The organism is Methylobacterium sp. PvP105 (genome assembly GCF_017876975.1).
Lineage (GTDB): Bacteria > Pseudomonadota > Alphaproteobacteria > Rhizobiales > Beijerinckiaceae > Methylobacterium > Methylobacterium radiotolerans.
In genome coordinates this window covers 5807594-5828049 of the sequence record NZ_JAGIPA010000001.1, presented here as the reverse complement: position 1 = coordinate 5828049, position 20456 = coordinate 5807594, and the positions used below count along the sequence as shown (strand labels likewise).

The window sequence follows — 20456 nt, the reverse complement described above, 5'->3', positions numbered from 1 at the left end:
CTGCCGGCACCGACCGCCACCGGAGATCCCCATGCCCGCGACCCCGCACAGATCCGCCCGCGCCGCGACCGTCGCCCTCGGAACCGTCCTCGGAACCGTCCTCGTCACCGCCCTCGTCACCGCCCTCGTCCTGCCGGCCGCGCTGCCGTCGGCGGCCCTCGCCCGGTCCTCCGGCACCGAGCGCGCGCTGAAGATGGTCGACACCGACCACGACGGCACGATCGACCTCGCCGAGGCCCAGGCCGCCGCCGGCAAGGTCTTCGACGCCGCCGAGACCGACAAGGACGGCACCGTCGACGCCCAAGAATTGAAGGGCCGGCTCAGCAAGAAGGACCTGAAGGCCGCCGACACCGATTCCGACGGCACGCTCGACCGCAAGGAGTACCTCGCCCTGGTCGAGCAGCGCTTCAAGGCGGCCGATCCCGACAACGACGGCACCCTCGACGCCAGGGAGCTCAAGTCCCCGGCGGGGCGCAGCCTGCTGCAGCTCCTGAAGTAAGCCCGCTTCCCGGACCCGTCGCCGTTGCACAGTTCATGAGCAAGTATTATTCCTGTGCAACGGCTCACGTTCTGAGCAGGCATCAATATTTTGCACTATCTTGCGTCATCTGAATTGGCCTCGTAGGTTTCGGTTATCCGAGCGGCAAAGCATCGGGTGAACCACCAGGGAGGAGCGCGATGGCACGCGCCAACGAGGTCAAGGACAGGTTCCGCGCGCGGCTGCAGGCGGCCGACGAGCGCAGCAACGACTTCCGGCGGAAGCTGCTCGAGGACGGGTCCCGGGCGCTTCAGCCCGTCATGGGCGTGCTGAACCTGATGGCCGAGGTCCTCAACGAGGAGGACAACGTGCACGGCAGCATCACCGGCCTCGAGGCGAAGATCGATCAGGACAACTTCATCAGCCTGTGCGCGCAGCTGCGCGGCACCGAGTCCGAGCAGAAGATCAAGATCAAGTACGGTCCGGAACTCGGCGGCAGCAACTACATCTCGGTCTCGGGCCTGAACCAGCGCTACAACGAGCGCCTCGTGCCGGGAGCGGCGAGCTGCTCCATCGGCCGGACGGTCGGCAGCGACATCCAGCTCGACGAGCACCGGGGCGACGAGCTGGCCGAGGTGGTGCGCGAGGTCGTCGAGGACTTCTACGCCGCCCAGATCGAGCAGCGCAGCCACTTCGCCTTCGCGCGCTGAGGCCCGCGGCTCCGCGAACCGACCCGCGGACCGCCCCGGACCCCGCCGAAGGGCTGAGCCCTTCGGAGACCCCGTCTCAGTCCGCGATGAACTTCAGCCGGTGGTCGCGGTAGAGGTCGACGATCGCGGCCGCGGTCTCCTCGATGGAGCGGCGGGTCACGTCGATCGTCGGCCAGCGGTTCTTGGTGAACAGCCGGCGGGACATCGTGATCTCGTCCGCCACCGCCGACCGGTCGACGTAGAGGGACGATTCGTCGGCGTTCAGGCTCGACAGCCGGTTCTGCCGGATCTGCACGATGCGCTCCGGCGAGGCGAACAGGCCGACCACGAGGGGCTTGCGGGCCCGCTCGATCGCCGGCGGCAGCGGCATGCCCGGCACCAGCGGCAGGTTGGTGGTCTTGAGGCCGCGATTGGCGAGGTAGATCGAGGTCGGCGTCTTCGACGTCCGGCTGACGCCGAGCAGGATCACGTCGGCCTCCTCCAGATCGTCCGGCAGGTTGCCGTCGTCGTGGGCCAGCGTGAAGTTCATCGCGTCGATGCGCTTGAAGTACTCGGCGTTCAGCATGTGCTGGGCGCCGGGCCGCGCCGTGGTCTCGGCGCCCAGATAGGCGCGCAGCAGGTCGTGGACCGGCCGCAGGACCGACAGGCAGGGCGAGCCGGTCTCGCGGGCCACCTCCTCCAGCCGCTCGCCGAGATCGCCCCCCACCAGCGTGTAGAGGACGAGGCCCGGCGCGGCCCGGATCTCCGAGATCACCCGGTCGAGCTGCGCGGCCGAGCGCACCAGCGGGTAGACGTGCTCGATCGCCGACACGCCCTCGTACTGGGCGGCGGCCGCGCGCCCGACATTGATCAGCGTCTCGCCGGTGGAGTCGGAGACGAGGTGGAGGTGGAAGTAGCTGCGGCCCATTCCGATCGCCTCTGCGGTCGACCTCTCGGCCGACTGTGCGGCCGCCTCGCGCGGCGCCCACGTTGTCCACCGCCGGCCGCCAGGGGAGTCGATGAGTGTGGATAGGATGCCCCGCCGGGCCGGTCCAGGGCGATCCCGGTGCGCGCTGTCGACTCCGCCGTTCACAGGCAGACGATCGGGACGCGCCGAATCCGGCTCTCTGGACGAATCGGTCGCGAATCCGGCGCCCGTACACGACTCGGCGTTGCCAAGGCGCTGTCGGACCATCCGGTTCTCGCAAGTTGGCGGAAATCCTTTAAAGCCCCGTTAACGGCGCGGCGGCGGGGACCGCCTGTGGACGCTTTTGTGCCCCCGAGATTCGGCCCCCCAAGAGAAAAAACAGACTCCAAGATTCTCTCTTATCTTTTCGAAGGGGCCTGTGTGGGGATCGGCGCGCCTCGACTCGACAGGACGCCCGCCGACGGGCATGCGGGGTGAGGGATACGGGATGGGAGCGACCATGACGGGGACGGAGCGCGAGCCCGAGCGGGAGACGTCCGGGACGACGTCCGAGCGCAAGGTGCTGCGCGTCCTCGAGGGCGAGGCGATCGGGCCGCCCCCCGCCTGGATGATGCGCCAGGCCGGGCGCTACCTGCCGGAATACCGGGCGACCCGCGCCCAGGCCGGCTCGTTCCTCGATCTCTGCTACAGCCCGGACTTCGCCGTCGAGGTGACGCTCCAGCCGATCCGCCGCTTCGGCTTCGACGCGGCGATCCTGTTCTCCGACATCCTGGTCGTCCCCCACGCGCTCGGCCAGGACGTGCGCTTCGTGGAGGGCGAGGGCCCCCGGCTCGATCCCCTCGACGGACGGGCGGCGTTCGCGCGCCTGCGCGAGGCCGGCGACCCGGCGGTGATGAGCCACCTCGCGCCGGTCTTCGAGACCGTGACGCGGCTGCGCGCCGAGCTGCCGGGCGAGACCACGCTGCTCGGCTTCTGCGGCGCCCCCTGGACGGTGGCGAGCTACATGATCGGCGGCCGCGGCACGCCGGACCTCGCCCCCGCGCGGGCGCTGGCCGAGGGCGACACCGCCCTGGTCGACACCCTGATCGACCGCCTCGTCGCCGTGCAGACCGAGTACCTCGTGCGCCAGCTCGAGGCCGGCGCCGACGCGGTGCAGATCTTCGAGTCCCACGCCGGCACCCTGCCGCTTGCCGTTCCGGCTCCCGGCGGCACGGTCGAGCCCGTCGGCGACGTCGCCGAGAGCGCCCTGCCGGGTGCGGCCGCGGCGGACGCCCTCACCCGCTGGTCGCTGCGGCCGATCGCCCGGATGGTGGCGGGCGTCCGCGCCCGGGTGCCGGGGGCCAAGATCATCGTGTTCGCCCGCGGCTCGGGCCTCGACGGCCACGCCCGGGTGGTACCGGAGACCGGCGCCGACGCCGTCGGCGTCGACTGGGGCGTGGATCTGAAGGCCCTGCGGCAGACGGTGCCGGCCGCGACGGTGACGCAGGGCAACCTGCATCCTGAAACGCTGATCGCGGGCGGCGCGGCCCTCGACGCGGCGGTGGACGCGGTGCTCGAGGCGACCGCCGGCCTGCCGCACATCTTCAACCTCGGCCACGGCATCACGCCGCAGACGCCGGTGGCCCATGTCGAGCGCATGCTCGCGCGGCTGCGCGGCCAGGGCTGAGGTCGGGCGCGTGCTGTACGACTGGATCAAGGCCCTCCACGTCATCAGCCTGATCGCCTGGATGGCCGGGATGCTCTACCTGCCCCGGCTGTTCGTCTACCACGCGAGCCTGCCGCCCGGCGCGGAGGCGCAGTCGGCGACCTTCAAGGTCATGGAGCGCCGCCTGCTCAAGGCGATCATGAACCCCGCGATGATCGCCACCTGGGCGTTCGGGCTGGCGCTCGCCTGGATGAGCGGCTTCTACGCGAGCGTCTGGCTGCAGGCGAAGTTCGTGCTGGTGCTGGCGATGTCGGGCATCCACGGCTGGCTCGCCCGGATGGTCAAGGATTTCGCCGCCGACCGGAACACCCGCGGCCACAAGTTCTACCGGGTGCTCAACGAGGTGCCGACGCTGCTGATGATCGGCATCGTCATCCTGGCGATCGTCAAGCCGGGCCTCTGATCCCGGGATCCCGCCATCCTGTGATCCCGTGATCCCGGCCGGCGCCGCCCCAAGCGCCAACCCAGGCGCTTCCCGAAGAGACGCCCGATCATCGGCCGGCCGCGGCGGCCGGAGCCTTTCCGCCGCCGGCCCGTTGGGAGGCCATGTCGAAGCCCCTCATCCGCGCCCTCGCGCTGGCCGCCCTCGCCGCCCCGATCGCCGCAGCCCCCGCCCGGGCCGCGAGCTTCCCGTGCGACAAGGCCGAGGCCCCCGACGAGAAGGCGATCTGCGCGCATCTCCCCCTCAACGATCGGGATGTCGAGATGGCGACCCGGTTCGAGATCCTGAAGAGCGTGCTGCCGATGGGCGGCCAGGCCAAGCTGCGCGACGACCAGGAAGCGTGGCTCAAGGAGCGGCAGGCCTGCGGCGGCGACGTCGCCTGCCTCAAGTCCGCCTACGAGACCCGGCTCAAGGTCCTGCGCGGGGTGCTGGCGGAATTCGCCAAGCAGGGCCCGTGAGGGCGCCCGCTCCGATCCTCTCCAACCCCTTCGCTCAGGCCGCGCGCGGCAGCGCGGCGGCGTCGTCCCGGCAGGCCGCCACGCAGGCGCGCGCCAGCGCCTCGGTGGCGTCCACCAGCAAGCCCGACACGGGACTCCCGGCCAGCGCGATCGGGATCTCCGTGCAGGCCATCACCACCCGGCCGCACCCGGCTTCCGCCAGCGCCCGCGCCTGCGCCTCCAGGAGCGGCGTCGCCTCGGCCGCGCGGTTCGCCTTCACCAGGCGGATCGCCGCCGCGACGGCGGCCTGACCCTCCGGATCGGGCCCGAGGCAGGTGAGGCCGTGCCGCGCCAGCCGGTCCGGATAGAGCCCGGCCCGCAGGGTGCCGTCGGTCGCGAGCAGGCCGATCCGGCCGCCGGTTCCGGCTCCCGCCAGGGTCTCGGCCACGGCGTCGACGATGTGGAGGATCGGCAGGGCCGTCCCCGCCTGCAGCGCCGCGTGCCAGTGATGGGCCGTGTTGCAGGGGATCGCGATCCGGGTGGCGCCGCCGGCCTCGAGCCGCGCCAGGGCGGCGCGCATCGCCGGCAGCGGGTCCGGGCCGGCGCCCAGGATCGCGTCGGCACGGTCGGGGATGTCGACGGCCGAGCAGACCAGGGTCGGGATGTGGTCCTGGTCGCGCCCCGCGGGCGTCGCCCGCACGAGCTTGGCCAGGAAGTCCACCGTGGCCATCGGGCCCATCCCGCCGAGTACACCGAGCATCGCCGCCTCCGACCGTCGCGACGCCCTGATGGGCCGCGGCGGGGCGGGAATCCAATGCCGTGTCGGCACCGGCCATGCCGATCCGGCACCGGGGCGTGCGGCGGTTCCTAGGGTTCGGCCGCCAGGGCGGCGGCCGCGGCCCAGACCGCCTCGACCGCGCCGCCGCGGCCGGCCCGGCGGTACAGCCGGATCTCCAGCGCCGTGCCCGGCCCGGCCGCTACGAGGCTGCCGTCGGCGAGTTCGCGGGCGACGAGGCTCTCGGGCAGCCAGGCGCGGCCGTGGCCCGCGAGGACCATGAACTTCAGGGCCTCCGCCATGGCGTTCTCGTTGACGTGGGCGGCCGCCGCCCCGTCGCCGGCCAGCGCCGCGACCCGGCCCAGGAACGAGTCCCGGGGATAGCCGAGCCCGGGCCGGTCCGCGGCCGGCCCCGGCCGGTGCACGGGCACGAGGCTGTCCCGGCCGATGGCGAGGTGCGGGAAGGCGGCCGGGTCGAGGGGGATCGGCACCAGCGGATGGTGGTAGGTCAGCAGCAGGTCGTAGCCGCCCTCGGCCAGGGCCTGCACGCAGGCGTGGAAATCGTCCGGCAGCAGCCGGCTGCCGAGCGGCCCGGTGCGGGCCTCGACGTCCCGGAACCAGCGCGGGAAGACGGTCAGCGCCAGGGTGTGGAGCGCCGCCACCGACACGGTCCGGGGCGGCGGCCGGATCCGGGCCCGGAGCGCGTCGCGGCTGCCGTGGAGCCGCCGCACGGTCTCCTCGGCGGTCTCCAGGAACAGCCGGCCCTCCGGCGTCAGCGCGGTCGGGTAGGTGCTGCGGTCGACCAGCGCGACGCCGAGCCAGCCCTCCAGCGCCCGGATGCGGCGGCCGAAGGCCGGCTGGGTGACGTGGCGCTCGACCGCCGAGCGCGAGAAGCTGCCGGTGCGCGCGAGGCTCAGGAAGTCCTCGAGCCATTTCAGCTCCATCGCGCGGCGGTCTCAGAGCCGCGCCAGCAGCCGCTCCGCCAGCGGGTTCTCGGCCGCGAAGGCGTAGTCGACCCGCCGCACCGTCACGGCCCGCGCGCCGGCCTCGACCAGGGCGCCGGCCAGCTCGAACACCGCGGCCTCCTTGCAGCGCAGGACGATCTCGCCCTCCGGACCCTGCGGCGCGCCGTAGGGCAGCTCGGCCTCGTGCAGGCCGGCCAGGGTGGCGAGGTCGATCGTGCCGCTCTCCGGCAGGGCGGCGCGCACCTCCCGGGTGGTCCGGGCGCGCTCCTCGGCGGCGATGCGGCCGAGCACGGTGCGGAGCGCGGCCCGCTGGCCATCGCCCCAGGGGGCCTTGAGCGAGGCGACGAGGTTCGCCTCCGAGCGCAGGATGATGCCGTCGTCCAGCACCTTGAGGGCGTTGGCCGAGAGCGTCGCCCCCGTGGTGGTGATGTCGACCACGATCTCGGCCGAGCCCGCGGCCGGCGCCCCCTCGGTGGCGCCCAGGCTCTCGACGATCCGGTAATCGGCGACGCCCTTCTCGGCGAAGAACCGGCGGGTCAGGTTCACGTACTTGGTGGCGACGCGCAGGCGCCGGCCGTGACGGGTCCGCATGCCGGCCGCGACCTCGTCGAGGTCGGACATGTCGCGCACGTCGATCCAGGCCTGGGGCACCGCCACCACCACGGTGGCGTTGCCGAAGCCGAGCGGCGTCAGCAGCTCGACCTGGCCGCGCACGTCCGGCAGGGTCTCGCGGATCAGGTCCTCGCCGGTGACGCCGAGATGGGCGGCGCCGGAGGCGAGCTGCGCGGCGATCTCGGAGGCCGAGAGGTAGCGCACCTCGACGTCGGGCACGCCGATGAGCTTGCCCCGGTAGTCGCGGGCGCCGGCGCCCTGCGCGAGCTTGAGGCCCGCGCGGCCGAAGAACGCGCTGGCATTCTCCTGCAGGCGACCCTTGGACGGGACGGCGAGGATCAGCGGCATGGCGGCCGCGTCCGAGGCACTCATCGGCCGGCTCCCGCCACGCGCTCGATCCAGAAGGTGCAGCCGACCGCGGGCAGCGGCGCCGGGCTGCCGAGATGGCCGAGCAGGCCGTCGTAGCGGCCGCCGCCGACCAGGGTCGGGCCGTCCCGCTCGGTCACCTCGAAGATGAAGCCGGTGTAGTAGTCGAGGTTGCGGGCGAAGCCGCCCTGGAAGCGGAAGCGCTCGATCGGCAGGCCGCGGGCCGCGATGAAGCCGGTGCGCTCCTCGAACAGGTCGAGGGCGGCCGCGAGGGCGTCGTGCCGGATGCCCGCGTCGGCGACGAGCGCCCGCAGGTCGCGGGCGGCGGCGTCCGGGTGGCCGGCGATCGCCCGGTAGCGGTCGAGGAGCGCGCGGTTCTCGGCGTTGAGCCCGGCCCCGCCATGGGCCTGCGCGGCGGCCTTGGCGAGGAAGCGCTCGGCGATCTCGCCGGCGCTGCGCCCGCCCACCGCCGAGATCCCGGCGATGGCCAGCACGTCCTCCACGAAGGCGCGTACCCCGCGCGGGTCCTGGCCCTGGATCGCCGCCAGCAGGCCCGCGTGGGGATCCTCCGGACGGGTGCCCTCGGCGCCGTTGGTCACGGCGTCCAGCGAGCGCCCGGCGGCGAGCGCCCGGAGCGTCCGGCGCTTGGCGGCGGGCGGGACCGCGAGCCCGTCGAGGAGCGCCACGGTCAGGCCCATGTCGCCGAGCCGCACCGCCGGGTCGGTCCGGCCGAACAGCGCGAGACCCTCCAGGGCGAGGCCCAGCACCTCGGCGTCGGCCGCCGGCGTGTCGGTCCGCCCGATCGACTCGATGCCGGCCTGGAAGAACTCGTCGGGCTCGTCGGCGGCGAGCCGGAAGACCGGGCCGCAATAGCTGTAATCGGCCGCCTGCCCGTCGGCTTCCGCCCGGTGCAGGCGGCAGACCGGAATGGTGAACTCGGGCCGCAGGCACAGCTCGGCGCCGCCCGCGTCCTGGGTGACGAAGATCCGCCGGCGGATATCCTCGCCCGACAGTTCGAGGAACGGCTCCAGCGGTTGCAGCACCGGCGGCGTCACCGGCCGGTAGCCCGCCGCCGCCAGATGCGCGGAGAGCCGCGCGCGCGCCGCGTCCCCCGCCCCCGTCTCGCCCGCCTCCGGTCGTGTCATCGCGATCCACCTCGCGGGGCAATCCACCTCGCGGGCGCTCTGTAGCAACCGCGACCGGACTTGGCGACACTCGGCGCGGCGAGACGTGCCGCGGCGCCGCGCCGGCGCGCCGCGCAGGACTGCGCAGTCCCGCGCCGGGACCCGCTATCCGCTACGGAATCAAGGACGTGACCGGCCTCAGAGCGGCCTCAGAGCGGCCGGAGGCTGCCGAGGCGCGCGCCGCGCGGGCGCCGGGCCGGCTTGCGGCGGGCGAGCACGGTCAGGGCGGGCGCCCCCGCGATCCCGGCGCTCAGGATCGGCGCGCTGCCGGTCCCGGGCGTGGCCTGCGCGACGGCGCTGGGCAGCCGGCCGAGGACCGGCCGGGCGGCCCAGACGGGTCCCGCGCCGGCGCAGATCAGGCCGGCCGACAGGACGAGGATCTTCGCGCGCATCCCGACATCTCCGCGGCACCGACCGACGACAACGCCGCCGGAGCCCCTGCGTTCGACGCGCGGTTCGGGGCGCGGTTCGAACCGCGCGTGTCTCAGATCTCGGTTGACGGAAAATGCCGGCTCAGCACGGCGCGGACCTGCGCCACCAAGTCGGCCTCGGGACACGAGACCTGCGCGGGCCGCGCCGCCTTCCACTCGGCGTTGCTGGCGATGGACTCGGCCGCCTGGGCGCCCGCGATCAGGTCCTTGATCTGGACCTCGCCGGCCAGGCGCTCGTTCGAGCCCTGGATCACCGCCACGGGCGCGCGGCGGCGGTCGGCGTACTTCATCTGCGCCTTCATGCCGGCGGCACCGAGGTAGAGCTCGGCCCGGATGCCGTCGGCGCGCAGGAGCGCGACGAGCCGCTGGTAATCGGCCATGTTCTCCCGGTCGAGGACCAGCACCACCACCGGCCCGGGGGCCTCGGCACCGGCGATCAGGGGGCTGCCCACGAGCTGGAGCGCCGAGAACAGCCGCGAGACGCCGATCGAGAAGCCGGTGGCCGGCACCGGCTCGGCCCGGAACCGCCCGACGAGGCCGTCGTAGCGCCCGCCGCCCGCGACCGAGCCGAAGCGCACGGTCTGGCCGTCCTCGTTGGTGACGGGAAACGTCAGCTCGGCCTCGTAGACCAGCCCGGTGTAGTATTCGAGCCCGCGCACCACGCTCGGATCGGCCCGGATCACGTCGTGGCCGTAGCCAGCGGCGGCGCAGAGGCGCATGATCGCGTGCAGCTCGGCGATGCCTTCCCGGCCGGTCTCCGAGTCGCCGACCGCGTCGTGCCAGCCGGCGAAGAACTTCTCCCAGAACGCCACCTTGTCGGCGCCGTCGCCGGCATCCGCCTGGAACGACACGTAGGCGAGGATCCGGCCGATCGCCGCCGCGTCGAGGCCCGCACCCTTGGTGAAGTCGCCGCTCTCGTCCTTGCGGCCGGACCCGAGCAGGTCGCGCACCCCGTCGACGCCGAGCCGGTCGAGCTTGTCGATCGCCCGCAGCACGGTGAGGCGCTGGCCGGCCTTGTCGGGACCGGCGAGCCCGATCGCCTCCATGACGCCGTCGAGCACCTTCCGGTTGTTGACCTTGACCACGTACTGGCCGCCGAGCCCGAGCCGGTTCAGCGTGTCGGCCATCAGCATGCAGGTCTCGGCATCGGCCGCGACGCTGCCGGCGCCGACGATGTCGGCGTCGAACTGCATGAACTGGCGGAAGCGGCCCGGCCCCGGCTTCTCGTTGCGGAAGACGTAGCCGGCCCGGTAGCTCCGATAGGGCTTGGGCAGGGCGTCGTAGTTCTCGGCCACGAACCGGGCCAGTGGCGCCGTCAGGTCGTAGCGGAGCGACAGCCACGCCTCGTCGTCGTCCTGGAACGAGAACACGCCGGCGTTCGGGCGGTCGAGGTCGGGCAGGAACTTGCCCAGGGCCTCGGTGTACTCGACGAAGGGCGTCTCTAGGGCCTCGAACCCGTAGAGCTCGAAGCTCTTGCGGATCGTCTCCAGCATCCGGCCCTGCGCGGCGATCTCGCCGGCGCGGCGGTCGACGAAGCCGCGCGGCAGGCGGGGCTTCAGGGTGTCGGCCTTCTCGGCCTTCGGGGTGTCGGGCTTGGACATGGGTGCATTCGCTTCTCGCGGACCCGGAATCCGGGTCCCGCATCGAATCTTCGATCGTCTCCGGCGGGCGGAGATCCTGCGGCCGGGCTCTAGAGCATGCCGGGCGAAAGGGGAATTCGGTTTGCGGGCTCGCCCGGCACCCGACCATCCCGGGCAGGACGGCGCCGTCGCCCTCGCGAGCGGAGCCATCCAGGGCCGCGCCGCGCTGGTCGAGGTCGCGCGGCCCCGGCTCACCTCGCTGCGCCGGTGACGACGTGTGGGGCGCGTCAGCCGACGCGTCGATGCGGGAACCGTGTCGGACGGGCGCCGCGCGCCGCGCACCGGACCGGGGCGCGGTTCGCTCGGCGAGAACTCAGTACGGCGCGGTCAGCTTGAGCCAGAGCAGGGCCGCGAGACTCACCACGGCGATCGGCATCTGCAGCGGGCGCAGGCGGGCATGCGACAGGGGCACCTCGCCGGCGCGCGCCGCGATCGGATCGAGGATCCCGATGGCGGCGTAGCCGAGGATCAGCATCGCGAGCGCCGGCACCGCCTTGCCCATCACCGCCGCGAACAGGCTGCCCAGCCCGAGGCCGTAGAGGACCAGCATGGTGACGATCTGCGACACCTGCGGCCCGCCCTCGGTCCGGAAGCTGACGCCGCGGCGCACGCCGGCCAGGAACAGCAGGATCGAGGCGGCGTAGAGCAGGGTGAACAGCGCCACGAGGTAGTCGAGGGGCTTGCCGTTCAGCCACCACGCCACGGCGGTGCCGACGGCGATCGGCAGCATCGGGCCGAAGCCGAAGACGATCTCGAGCCAGGGAATCCGGCGCGGCTCGTGCGTGGTGAGGGTGCGTCCGGTGGCGTCGTCGCGCATGGCGGTCTGGGGGAACTCTCGATTCGGCGGTCTGCTGCGCCGCAGCACCGGGACAGGGAACGGCCGCGCGTCGGCCCGGTTCCGAGAGACGGCCCGAGCTCGGCGCGACACGTCCTGTGTAGCGCCGGCACGGCCCTCCCGCGAGGCCCTGCCGGTCGCCCGGCCCGTCGCCGCGCCATCGGGATCCCGGTCCACCACCCCGGGCCCTTGAGTGCGGGCGAAAAAGGCGTTATCTGTGTGGGGCCCTCATCACAAGGTCTGCGCCGCAGCGCGCCCGTGAGCCGCGAGGGTCCTGCCTCATCGGTTTCGCCAACCTGACCCCGGGCCCCTCGCCGCAGCGCGGCCCGCTCTCCGGTGCCCATCCCCCGGGCACCTGGCACTGAACCGGCCCTCCCACCTACTCCGTCGGTCTCAAGATACCCCCATGACGCCAAATCCCGACGCCCTCGCCGACGACATCGAGACCGCGGAGTCGGCCGATGTGTCCGCCGATCGCCCCACCATGCCGGCCGCCCTCGAGGGCGTCCGCGAGGTCAAGCTCCAGGACCTCAAATCGAAGACGCCGACCGACCTGACGGCCTTCGCCGAGGAGGTCGAGGTCGAGAACGCCTCGACCATGCGCAAGCAGGAGCTGATGTTCGCCATCCTGAAGCAGCTCGCTGCCAAGGAGGTCGAGATCATCGGGTCGGGCACCGTCGAGGTGCTGCAGGACGGCTTCGGCTTTCTGCGCTCCTCCGACTCGAACTACCTGCCCGGCCCGGACGACATCTACATCTCGCCGACCCAGATCCGCCGCTTCGGCCTGCGGACCGGCGACACCGTCGAGGGCCCGATCCGCGGCCCCAAGGACGGCGAGCGCTACTTCGCGCTGCTCAAGGTCAACACGATCAACTTCGAGAACCCGGAGAAGATCAAGCACAAGGTCCACTTCGACAACCTGACGCCGCTCTTCCCGACGAAGCGGTTCAAGCTCGAGCTGGACAACCCGACCAAGAAGGACTTCTCGCCGCGGATCATCGACATCGTGGCGCCGATCGGCAAGGGCCAGCGCGCCCTGATCGTGGCGCCGCCGCGCACGGGTAAGACCGTGCTGATGCAGAACATCGCCCAGTCGATCACCCTCAACCACCCCGAGTGCTACCTGATCGTGCTGCTCATCGACGAGCGGCCCGAGGAGGTCACCGACATGCAGCGCTCGGTGAAGGGCGAGGTCATCGCCTCGACCTTCGACGAGCCGGCCACCCGCCACGTGCAGGTCGCCGAGATGGTGATCGAGAAGGCCAAGCGCCTCGTGGAGCACGGGCGCGACGTGGTGATCCTCTTGGACTCCATCACCCGCCTCGGCCGCGCCTACAACACCGTGGTGCCGTCCTCCGGCAAGGTGCTGACCGGCGGTGTCGACGCCAACGCCCTGCAGCGGCCCAAGCGCTTCTTCGGCGCGGCCCGCAACATCGAGGAGGGCGGCTCGCTCTCGATCATCGCCACGGCGCTGATCGACACCGGCTCGCGCATGGACGAGGTGATCTTCGAGGAGTTCAAGGGCACCGGCAACTCCGAGATCATCCTGGACCGCAAGGTCTCCGACAAGCGCATCTTCCCGGCGATCGACATCACCCGCTCGGGCACCCGCAAGGAGGAGCTGCTGGTCCCGCCGGACTCGCTCAAGAAGACCTACGTGCTGCGCCGCATCCTCAACCCGATGGGCGTCACCGACGCGATCGAGTTCCTGCTCGACAAGCTGCGCCAGACCAAGAGCAACAGCGACTTCTTCGACTCGATGAACACCTGAGGCCATCCCCGGTCGCGGGCATCACCGCCGTCCTCGCGAGCGGAGCGAAGCGATCCAGGCAGCGCCACGGTGGTGAGCCGCGCGCGGCCCCGGGTCACGTCGCTGCGCTCGCCATGACGACGCGGGCGGCCTCCGCCGCGCTCCGGCACCTGAGGATAGAGGAGAGGCTTGGACGTCGGTTGCGCCCGCCGCGCGGAACGCCGCGACGCCTGTCCCGCAGCGGCACGAAACGCGATTCCGGCCCGATCGGGCCGTTGACCTTCCCCTAACCGGTCCCTGCCAGGATCATCACCGGGCGCCAGGTTGCGTATCGGCGCCGCGACAGCCCCGCCGCCCGGTCGATCCCGGCGGCGGGGCTCGTCGCAGCCCAGCGCGCGTCTTGCACAGATCCCCGGATCCGTGACACTGGCGCGATGCCCCGCTCGCCCTGGACCGGTCCGCAACCGCTCCTCCTCGCCTCGACCAGCCCGACCCGGCGCCTCCTGCTGGAGAGCGCCGCCCTGCCGGTCGAGACCGCGTCGCCCGACGTCGACGAGCGCGCCCTGGAAGCGGCGCGCCCCGGCCTGTCCCCGCCCGACCTCGCCCTTGCGCTCGCGCGCGCCAAGGCCGAGGCGGTGGCGGCACGCTTCCCGGGGCGGATCGTGCTCGGCGCGGACCAAGTGCTCGATTGCGACGGCACGGTGTTCCACAAGCCGGCCGATGCCGAGGCCGCCCGGGCGCAGCTCGCCCGTCTGTCCGGCCGGACCCACGCCCTGCATTCCGCCGTGGCGCTGGCGGGGGCGGTCGCGGACGCCTTCGTGGAGACCGCCCGGCTGACCCTGCGCCCTCTCGATGAACGGGCGATCGCGGCCTATGTGGACTGCGCTGGCGCGGAGCGCGTGCGGTCGAGCGTCGGCGGCTACCAGCTCGAAGGGCCGGGGATCCACCTGTTCGAATCGGTGGCCGGGGACCACAGCACCGTGCTGGGCCTGCCGCTGCTGCCGCTCCTCGCGCGGCTCCGCGCCGCCGGCTACTTGGCCTTCTGAGGGAAAAGCTCTTGGCCGGACACGATCATTCGCACGGCGGCCACGGGCACGGGAGCCATGCCCACGGAAGTCATGCCCACGGGGGCCACGCCCATGGCGGCCTCGGCGGCCACGCGCACGCGCCGAAGGATTTCGGCACGGCCTTCGCCATCGGCATCGTGCTCAACACCGCCTTCGTGGTGATCGAGGCGGTCTACGGCTATCTCAGCAACTCGATGTCGCTGGTGGCCGATGCCGGCCACAACCTGTCGGACGTTCTGGGCCTCGCGGCCGCCTGGATCGCCGCGATCCTGGTGCGCCGCCGCGCGAGCGCGCGCTTCACCTACGGCTACCGCGGCTCCTCGATCCTGGCGGCCCTGTTCAACGCCGTGTTCCTGCTCATCGCCATGGGAGCGGTGATCTGGGAGGCGCTGGTCCGGCTGGTCCACCCGGAGCCCGTCGCGGGCACGACCGTGATGGTGGTGGCCGCGGTGGGGATCCTGGTCAACGGCCTCACCGCGTGGCTCTTCGCCAGCGGCGCCAAGGGCGACATCAACGTCCGCGGGGCGTTCCTCCACATGGTGGCCGACGCCGCCGTCTCGGCCGGGGTCGTGGTGGCGGGCCTCGTGATCCAGCTCACCGGCCTCGCCTGGCTCGACCCGGCGGTCAGCCTCGTCATCGCCGCCCTGGTGGTCTGGGCGACCTGGGGCCTGCTGCGCGACAGCGTGGCCATGTCCCTCGACGCCGTGCCGCCGGAGATCTCCCCGGACGCGGTGACCGGCTTCCTCCTCGAACGGCCGGGCGTCGCCGGCCTCCACGACCTGCATATCTGGCCCATGAGCACCACCAGCGTCGCCCTGACGGTCCATCTCGTGATGCAGGAGGGTCATCAGGCCCACCGCCTGCCCGGCAACGGCTTCCTCACCGACACCGCCGAGGGCCTGCGCGCCCGGTTCGGCATCGGCCACGCCACCCTCCAGGTCGAGGAGGCCGGCGGTCCGGCCTGCCGCCTCGCGCAGGATTGCGCGGCGTGAGCGTCGCGACCCCCCGCGCCTTCGTGGTCGGCCACCCGATCGCCCACTCGCGCTCGCCGCTGATCCACGGCCACTGGCTCGCCGTGCACGGGATCCCGGGCTCCTACGAGCGGCTCGACGTGCCGCCGGCGGCGTTCCCGGACTTCGTCCGGGGCCTGCCGGATTCGGGCTTCCGGGGCGGCAACGTCACGATCCCCCACAAGGAGGCGGCCTTCGCGCTGGCCGACACCCTGACGCCGCGGGCCCGGGCGATCGGCGCGGTCAACACCCTGGTGGTCGGGCCGGACGGCCGGATCCGCGGCGACAACACCGACGCGCCGGGCTTCTGCGCCCATCTCGACCACAGCCTGGGCGCGGCCTGGCCGGAACGCGCGGGCGGCACCGCCCTGGTGCTCGGCGCCGGCGGCGCGGCGCGGGCGGTCGTGGTCGGGCTCGCCGAGCGCGGCCTGCGGCGCGTCTGGGTCGCCAACCGCACCGCGGCCCGGGCCGAGGCGGTGGCGGCGCTCGCGCCGGGCGTCGGCGCGGCGCTCGCCTGGGACGACCTGCCGGCGGCGCTTCCCGGGACCGGCCTCCTCGTCAACACCACGTCCCTGGGCATGAAGGGCCAGCCGCCCCTCGCCGTCGACCTGTCGCCCCTCCCGGCGGACGCGGCCGTGGCCGACATCGTCTACGCGCCCCTGGAGACGGCGCTCCTGGCGGCGGCGCGCCGGCGGGGGCTCGCCGCCGTGGACGGGCTCGGCATGCTGCTGCACCAGGCGGTGCCGGGTTTCGAGGCGTGGTTCGGCCCGCGCCCCGCCGTCACCCCGGAGCTGCGCGACCGGATCGTGGCGGACCTCGCCGGATGATGCCGACGGCCGGATCCGGACCCGTCATCCTCGGGCTCACGGGCTCGATCGGCATGGGCAAGTCAGCCACGGCCCGGATGTTCGCGGAGCGCGGCGTCCCGGTCCACGACGCCGACGCCGCCGTCCACGCCCTCTACGGGCCGGGCGGCGCGGCCGCGGCGGCGATCGGCGCGGCCTTTCCCGGCGTGCTCGGCGCGGACGGCGGCGTCGACCGGGCGCGGCTGCGCGCCGCGGTGCTCGGTTCGCCGGACCGGATGGCGGCGCTGGAGGCCATCGTGCATCCCCTGGTCCGGGCGGCCAGCGCGGAATTCCTGGCGCGGCACGCGGCGGCGGCGCTGGTCGTCCTCGACGTCCCGCTCCTCTACGAGACCGGCGGCGAGGACCGCTGCGACGCGGTCGCGGTGGTGAGCGCCCCGCCCGAGATCCAGCGCGAACGGGTGCTCGCCCGACCCGGCATGACCGAGGCGGCCCTCGCGGCGATCCTCGCCAAGCAGATGCCCGACGCCGAGAAGCGCGCCCGGGCGGATTTCGTCATCGACACGGGCCGGGGTTTCCCCGCCGCCGAGGCCGAGGTGGCGCGGATCGTCGAGCGCCTGACAACGCCCCGTGCGAAGCCGCACGCCGGCAACGGATGACGCGCTGGGCGGATTGAATATCTGCGGTTGCGTTCCGGGGGGAACACGAACTGCGGGATGGACGTGATGGCGCGGCGCTGGGGCGGGATCGATCGCGTTCGGTCAGGCGGCATCCGGGCCGCAACCCTCCTCGCGCTGCTGGCGGCTGTGCCCGCGCAGGCCCAGTACGCCGCCAGCTGCCCGCCGCCGAAGAAGGTCGCGGCCGGTGCCTGCGTCACCGCCTGCCCGGGCGGCTACGAGGACCGGGGGCCGGTCTGCGTCTACCGCAACACCTCCCGCTAGGCGGGGCGGTCGACGGGCGATGGACGGGGACGGCCGTGCAGGGCGGGTTAACCGTCCGGGCTTATCCGGCTAGGGTCCGCCCCCATCCCCGCGAGCCGCGAGACCCATGCTGCGCGAGATCGTCCTCGACACCGAGACCACCGGCACGGAGGCGAAGGGAGGCGACCGGCTGATCGAGATCGGCGCGGTGGAGCTCCTCAACCACATCCCCACCGGCCGGACCTTCCACCGCTACTGCAACCCGCAGCGCCCGGTCTCCGAGGGCGCGTTCAACGTCCACGGCCTGTCCGACGCGTTCCTCGCCGACAAGCCGGTCTTCGCCGAGATCGTCGGCGAGTTGCTGGCGTTCCTGGCCGACGGGCGGCTCGTCATCCACAACGCGCCCTTCGACGTCGGCTTCCTCAACATGGAATACGCCCGGCTCGGCGCGAACGCCCCGCCGCCGATCCAGCTGGAGGACGTGGTCGACACCCTGCCGATGGCCCGGCGCAAGCACCCGGGCGCGGCCAACAACCTCGACGCCCTCTGCGCCCGCTACGGCATCGACAACACCCGGCGGACCAAGCACGGGGCGCTCCTCGACGCGCAGATCCTGGCCGAGGTCTACGTCGAGCTGCTCGGCGGCAAGCAGACCAGCCTCGGGCTCCTGGAGGCCGAGAAGGCTGCCCCGGCGGCCGGATCGGCCGCCCTGGCGGCGGCCCCGGCGGCACCCCGTCCCTACCGCAGCCGCCTTACGGATGCGGAGCGCGCCCGCCACGACAGCTTCCGCGCGAGCCTCGGTCCCGCCGCGATCTGGGCCGACTACATCGGCGCGGACGATCCGGTCTGATCCGCCCGCCGGAGCCCCCGCTCCGTGCGCGGCACCGGCTGTTGCCGCATCGCACAGGGGCGTTTAGTGCAATGCACAAAACGCCGTCGGCGCACCATCTCTCGGGATGGCGGGGGCTGGTCCACGCGGTGGCACGGGCGTGCCGGGTCCGGCCGTGACGGAGATGCTGAGGCAGTGAGGCGCGCACGCATGACCGAGGATTTCGGCAGTCGCGACGGACAGCGCGACGACAGGACCGGCCCGTCACCCTTCGCCGACATGATCGAGGCCACCCGCCTGACCGGCCTGGGCCGGCTCGAGGAGGCGACCGCCCTCATCCAGCGCAGCCTCGGGGGTCAGAAGCCCCCGCCCGCCGATCCGTCGGCCGCGCCGCAGCCTGCCGCCGAGACGCGGAATCCCGCGGCGGAGTCCGGGACGCGGATGCGCGAGGTGGTGGGGCAGGTCGTGCGCGGGCTCGCGCCGGTGCTGAAGGGCCTGGGCAACCCGCTGCGGCCGCCGGCCCCGCCGCCCGCCGACCGGGCGGGCGGGACCGGGGGCCGCTTCGTGGCGCTGACCCACGCCGAGCCCGCCGGCACCCGCGAGTACAAGCTGTTCATCCCGAGCCACCCCGACCGGCCGGCGCCGCTGATCGTGATGCTGCACGGCTGCACGCAGAATCCGGACGATTTCGCCGCCGGCACCGGCATGAACACCCTCGCCGAGCGCGCCGGCGTGTTCGTGGCCTACCCGGCCCAGAGCCGCCAGGCCCACGCCCAGCGCTGCTGGAACTGGTACGAGCCCCGGGACCAGGGCCGCGGCGCGGGCGAGCCGGCCATCATCGCGGGCCTCACCCGCGCGATCATGGCGGAGCACGCGATCGACCCGGCCCGGGTCTACATCGCCGGCCTGTCGGCGGGGGGCGCCGCCGCCCTCAACATCGCCCGCGCCTACCCGGATCTCTACGCCGCCGTCGGCGTGCATTCGGGCCTCGCGGCCGGCTGCGCCCGGGATCTCGGCTCGGCGCTGATGGCCATGCAGGTCGGTGCACCGGGCCTCGGCGCTCCGACCGCCTTCGGCACCCCCGCGCCCGCCGCCCGCGTCCCGACGATCATCTTCCACGGCGAGGACGACGGCACGGTGAGCGTGCGCAACGCCGACCAGGTGCTCGCCCAGGCCAAGGTCGCCGGGCTGACGCCCCGGTCGGAGACGTTCGAGGGCCGCGGCCATCCCTTCACCCGCACCCGCTACCGGGACGAGGCGGGCCGGGTCGTGGTCGAGGATTGGCGGGTGCGCGGCGCCGGCCACGCCTGGTCGGGCGGCCGCCCCGACGGCAGCTACACGGATCCCGAGGGGCCCGACGCGTCCCGGGCGATGCTCGACTTCTTCGCCGAGCACCGGCTGGGACCGGCGCGGCGCCCGTGAGGGATTTCCGGCTGCCGCGCGCCCCGGCGGGTTGTCAGGGCGCGGCCCTGATGTATCGCAGGGCTCTGCCCTGCCCCCACAAAAGGTCCCGGACCTTTTGAATCCAGGACCGTCCATGACCAGCACCCCCGCACCGATCCCGACCCTCCAGGGTCTCGCCGAGGTCGCCGACCGGTACGACCTGATCCTCTGCGACGTCTGGGGCGTGCTGCACGACGGCCAGACGGCCCACGGGGCCGCCGGCGAGGCGCTGATCCGGTTCCGCGACCTCCCGGGCGCGCGGCCGCGCCGGGTCGTCCTCGTCTCGAACGCGCCCCGGCCCGGCGACGGCGTCGGCCGCATCCTCGACCGGTTCGGCGTGCCGCGGGAGGCCTACGACGCGATCCTGACCTCGGGCGACCTCACCCACGACCTGATCGCCGCGCGCCCGGGCGCGCGGATCCGGCATCTCGGTCCCGAGCGCGACCTCGGCATCTTCCAGGGGCTCGACCTCAGCCTCGTCCCGGAGACGGAGGCCGACCTCGTCGTCTGCACCGGCCTGTTCGACGACCGCAGCGAGACCCCGGACGATTACCGGCCGGAGCTGGAGCGCCTGGCCGCCCGCGGGCTGACGATGATCTGCGCCAATCCCGATCTCGTCGTGGAGAGCGGCAACCGCCTGATCCCCTGCGCGGGCCTGCTCGCGGCGGCCTACGCGGAGATCGGCGGCCCCGTGGTGTACGCCGGCAAGCCGCACCGCCCGGTCTACGAGGCGGCGCTCGCCAAGGGGGCGGCGCTCACCGGGGCCGCGGTGGATCCGGCACGGGTCCTGGCGATCGGCGACGCGATCCGCACCGACATCGCCGGCGCCCGCGGCTTCGGCCTCGCGAGCCTGCTGGTGGCCCGCGGCATCCACGCGGAGGAACTCGGCGTCACGGCCGCGCATCACCGGCTGGGCGACGTGGCGGAATGGCTCGGCCGGCAGGCGGTGCATCCGGACGCGGTGATCGAGCGGCTGGTCTGGTAGCGCCCGACCCGCCGACGCGGGCCGGCCTCGCGCGTATTGCCGCCAGTCTAACCCTCTGAAATCCGCGACAAGCTTGACACCGCGCGGGAAATTGCGTGCATTCGCGCGTGTGAATCGGTCCCGCGCGCAGCAATCAGCCCCGACATCCGCTTCGCGTGCCGG

Annotated in this window: 23 protein-coding genes; 15 read left to right on the top strand and 8 right to left on the bottom strand. The window is 73.3% G+C overall.

The features are described from left to right. The first annotated feature begins 31 nt into the window (after nucleotides 1–31). The gene (locus tag J3A75_RS28445; protein ID WP_071000134.1) at nucleotides 32–499 is read left to right on the top strand and encodes an EF-hand domain-containing protein; all 468 of its coding nucleotides are present in this window, start codon (nucleotides 32–34) and stop codon (nucleotides 497–499) included. A gap of 179 nt (nucleotides 500–678) precedes the next feature. Further along, nucleotides 679–1188 carry a hypothetical protein gene (locus tag J3A75_RS28440; protein ID WP_012321221.1) on the top strand — a complete coding sequence of 170 codons (510 nt, stop codon included), beginning with the start codon at nucleotides 679–681 and terminating at the stop codon, nucleotides 1186–1188. 76 nt (nucleotides 1189–1264) lie between these two features. Here the strand turns inward: J3A75_RS28440 and J3A75_RS28435 are convergent, their stop codons facing one another. Continuing rightward, on the bottom strand, nucleotides 1265–2095 hold the full coding sequence (locus tag J3A75_RS28435; protein WP_012321220.1) for a pyruvate, water dikinase regulatory protein: 831 nt from the start codon (nucleotides 2093–2095) through the stop codon (nucleotides 1265–1267). Between the two features lie 499 nt (nucleotides 2096–2594). Between J3A75_RS28435 and J3A75_RS28430 the strand changes: the two genes are divergently transcribed. The 3 genes from J3A75_RS28430 to J3A75_RS28420 all read left to right on the top strand — a co-directional run bounded on the left by J3A75_RS28430 (nucleotide 2595) and on the right by J3A75_RS28420 (nucleotide 4700). Further along, complete coding sequence (locus tag J3A75_RS28430) at nucleotides 2595–3761, top strand: uroporphyrinogen decarboxylase (RefSeq protein ID WP_043074547.1); 1167 nt, start codon at nucleotides 2595–2597, stop codon at nucleotides 3759–3761. 10 nt (nucleotides 3762–3771) lie between these two features. Beyond that, nucleotides 3772–4203 carry a protoporphyrinogen oxidase HemJ gene (gene hemJ, locus J3A75_RS28425; RefSeq protein WP_012321218.1) on the top strand — a complete coding sequence of 144 codons (432 nt, stop codon included), beginning with the start codon at nucleotides 3772–3774 and terminating at the stop codon, nucleotides 4201–4203. Nucleotides 4204–4346: 143 nt separating this feature from the next. Beyond that, nucleotides 4347–4700 carry a lysozyme inhibitor LprI family protein gene (locus J3A75_RS28420; RefSeq protein WP_083374403.1) on the top strand — a complete coding sequence of 118 codons (354 nt, stop codon included), beginning with the start codon at nucleotides 4347–4349 and terminating at the stop codon, nucleotides 4698–4700. A gap of 34 nt (nucleotides 4701–4734) precedes the next feature. Here the strand turns inward: J3A75_RS28420 and J3A75_RS28415 are convergent, their stop codons facing one another. The 6 genes from J3A75_RS28415 to hisS form a co-directional block, all read right to left on the bottom strand. After that, the gene (locus J3A75_RS28415) at nucleotides 4735–5439 is read right to left on the bottom strand and encodes an aspartate/glutamate racemase family protein (protein ID WP_063110122.1); all 705 of its coding nucleotides are present in this window, start codon (nucleotides 5437–5439) and stop codon (nucleotides 4735–4737) included. A 107-nt stretch (nucleotides 5440–5546) separates the two neighbouring features. After that, nucleotides 5547–6398, bottom strand: coding sequence for a LysR family transcriptional regulator (locus J3A75_RS28410; protein ID WP_071000133.1), 852 nt, complete (start codon nucleotides 6396–6398; stop codon nucleotides 5547–5549). A gap of 12 nt (nucleotides 6399–6410) precedes the next feature. Beyond that, entirely contained in the window at nucleotides 6411–7403 is a 993-nt protein-coding gene (hisG, locus tag J3A75_RS28405) for an ATP phosphoribosyltransferase (protein ID WP_071000132.1), read from the bottom strand. Beyond that, complete coding sequence (locus J3A75_RS28400) at nucleotides 7400–8542, bottom strand: ATP phosphoribosyltransferase regulatory subunit (protein ID WP_012321213.1); 1143 nt, start codon at nucleotides 8540–8542, stop codon at nucleotides 7400–7402. The genes hisG and J3A75_RS28400 overlap by 4 nt, the downstream gene beginning before the upstream one ends. Before the next feature lie 188 nt (nucleotides 8543–8730). Continuing rightward, nucleotides 8731–8973: a hypothetical protein gene (locus J3A75_RS28395; RefSeq protein ID WP_012321212.1), complete on the bottom strand. Its 243-nt coding sequence runs from the start codon at nucleotides 8971–8973 to the stop codon at nucleotides 8731–8733. Nucleotides 8974–9065: 92 nt separating this feature from the next. Beyond that, nucleotides 9066–10613, bottom strand: a complete 1548-nt coding sequence (gene hisS / locus J3A75_RS28390; protein ID WP_209650844.1) for a histidine--tRNA ligase — start codon at nucleotides 10611–10613, stop codon at nucleotides 9066–9068. Between the two features lie 121 nt (nucleotides 10614–10734). Here hisS and J3A75_RS37125 point away from each other — a divergent pair, with 121 nt between their 5' ends. Continuing rightward, nucleotides 10735–10863 (top strand): hypothetical protein, encoded by a 129-nt coding sequence (locus J3A75_RS37125; protein ID WP_281068141.1) that lies wholly within the window; start codon nucleotides 10735–10737, stop codon nucleotides 10861–10863. Between the two features lie 102 nt (nucleotides 10864–10965). Here the strand turns inward: J3A75_RS37125 and J3A75_RS28385 are convergent, their stop codons facing one another. Then, a complete protein-coding gene (locus J3A75_RS28385) occupies nucleotides 10966–11469 on the bottom strand; it encodes a DUF3429 domain-containing protein (protein WP_012321210.1) in 504 nt (167 codons plus the stop codon). Nucleotides 11470–11893: 424 nt separating this feature from the next. Between J3A75_RS28385 and rho the strand changes: the two genes are divergently transcribed. The 9 genes from rho to J3A75_RS28340 all read left to right on the top strand — a co-directional run bounded on the left by rho (nucleotide 11894) and on the right by J3A75_RS28340 (nucleotide 20294). Beyond that, nucleotides 11894–13258, top strand: coding sequence for a transcription termination factor Rho (gene rho, locus J3A75_RS28380; RefSeq protein ID WP_024828867.1), 1365 nt, complete (start codon nucleotides 11894–11896; stop codon nucleotides 13256–13258). A 413-nt stretch (nucleotides 13259–13671) separates the two neighbouring features. Continuing rightward, nucleotides 13672–14283 carry a Maf family protein gene (locus J3A75_RS28375; RefSeq protein ID WP_012321208.1) on the top strand — a complete coding sequence of 204 codons (612 nt, stop codon included), beginning with the start codon at nucleotides 13672–13674 and terminating at the stop codon, nucleotides 14281–14283. An 11-nt stretch (nucleotides 14284–14294) separates the two neighbouring features. After that, entirely contained in the window at nucleotides 14295–15296 is a 1002-nt protein-coding gene (locus J3A75_RS28370; RefSeq protein ID WP_024828868.1) for a cation diffusion facilitator family transporter, read from the top strand. After that, nucleotides 15293–16141, top strand: coding sequence for a shikimate dehydrogenase (locus J3A75_RS28365; RefSeq protein WP_058606572.1), 849 nt, complete (start codon nucleotides 15293–15295; stop codon nucleotides 16139–16141). Before J3A75_RS28370 ends, J3A75_RS28365 begins: the two co-directional genes overlap by 4 nt. Further along, complete coding sequence (gene coaE, locus J3A75_RS28360; RefSeq protein WP_012321205.1) at nucleotides 16138–16776, top strand: dephospho-CoA kinase; 639 nt, start codon at nucleotides 16138–16140, stop codon at nucleotides 16774–16776. Before J3A75_RS28365 ends, coaE begins: the two co-directional genes overlap by 4 nt. A 57-nt stretch (nucleotides 16777–16833) precedes the next feature. Then, nucleotides 16834–17058, top strand: a complete 225-nt coding sequence (locus tag J3A75_RS28355; protein WP_245295827.1) for a hypothetical protein — start codon at nucleotides 16834–16836, stop codon at nucleotides 17056–17058. A 106-nt stretch (nucleotides 17059–17164) separates the two neighbouring features. Further along, nucleotides 17165–17887, top strand: coding sequence for a DNA polymerase III subunit epsilon (gene dnaQ, locus J3A75_RS28350; RefSeq protein ID WP_029360283.1), 723 nt, complete (start codon nucleotides 17165–17167; stop codon nucleotides 17885–17887). A 189-nt stretch (nucleotides 17888–18076) separates the two neighbouring features. Next, the gene (locus J3A75_RS28345; protein ID WP_012321202.1) at nucleotides 18077–19288 is read left to right on the top strand and encodes an alpha/beta hydrolase family esterase; all 1212 of its coding nucleotides are present in this window, start codon (nucleotides 18077–18079) and stop codon (nucleotides 19286–19288) included. Nucleotides 19289–19403: 115 nt separating this feature from the next. After that, nucleotides 19404–20294: a TIGR01459 family HAD-type hydrolase gene (locus tag J3A75_RS28340; RefSeq protein ID WP_012321201.1), complete on the top strand. Its 891-nt coding sequence runs from the start codon at nucleotides 19404–19406 to the stop codon at nucleotides 20292–20294. Nucleotides 20295–20456: the final 162 nt, after the last annotated feature.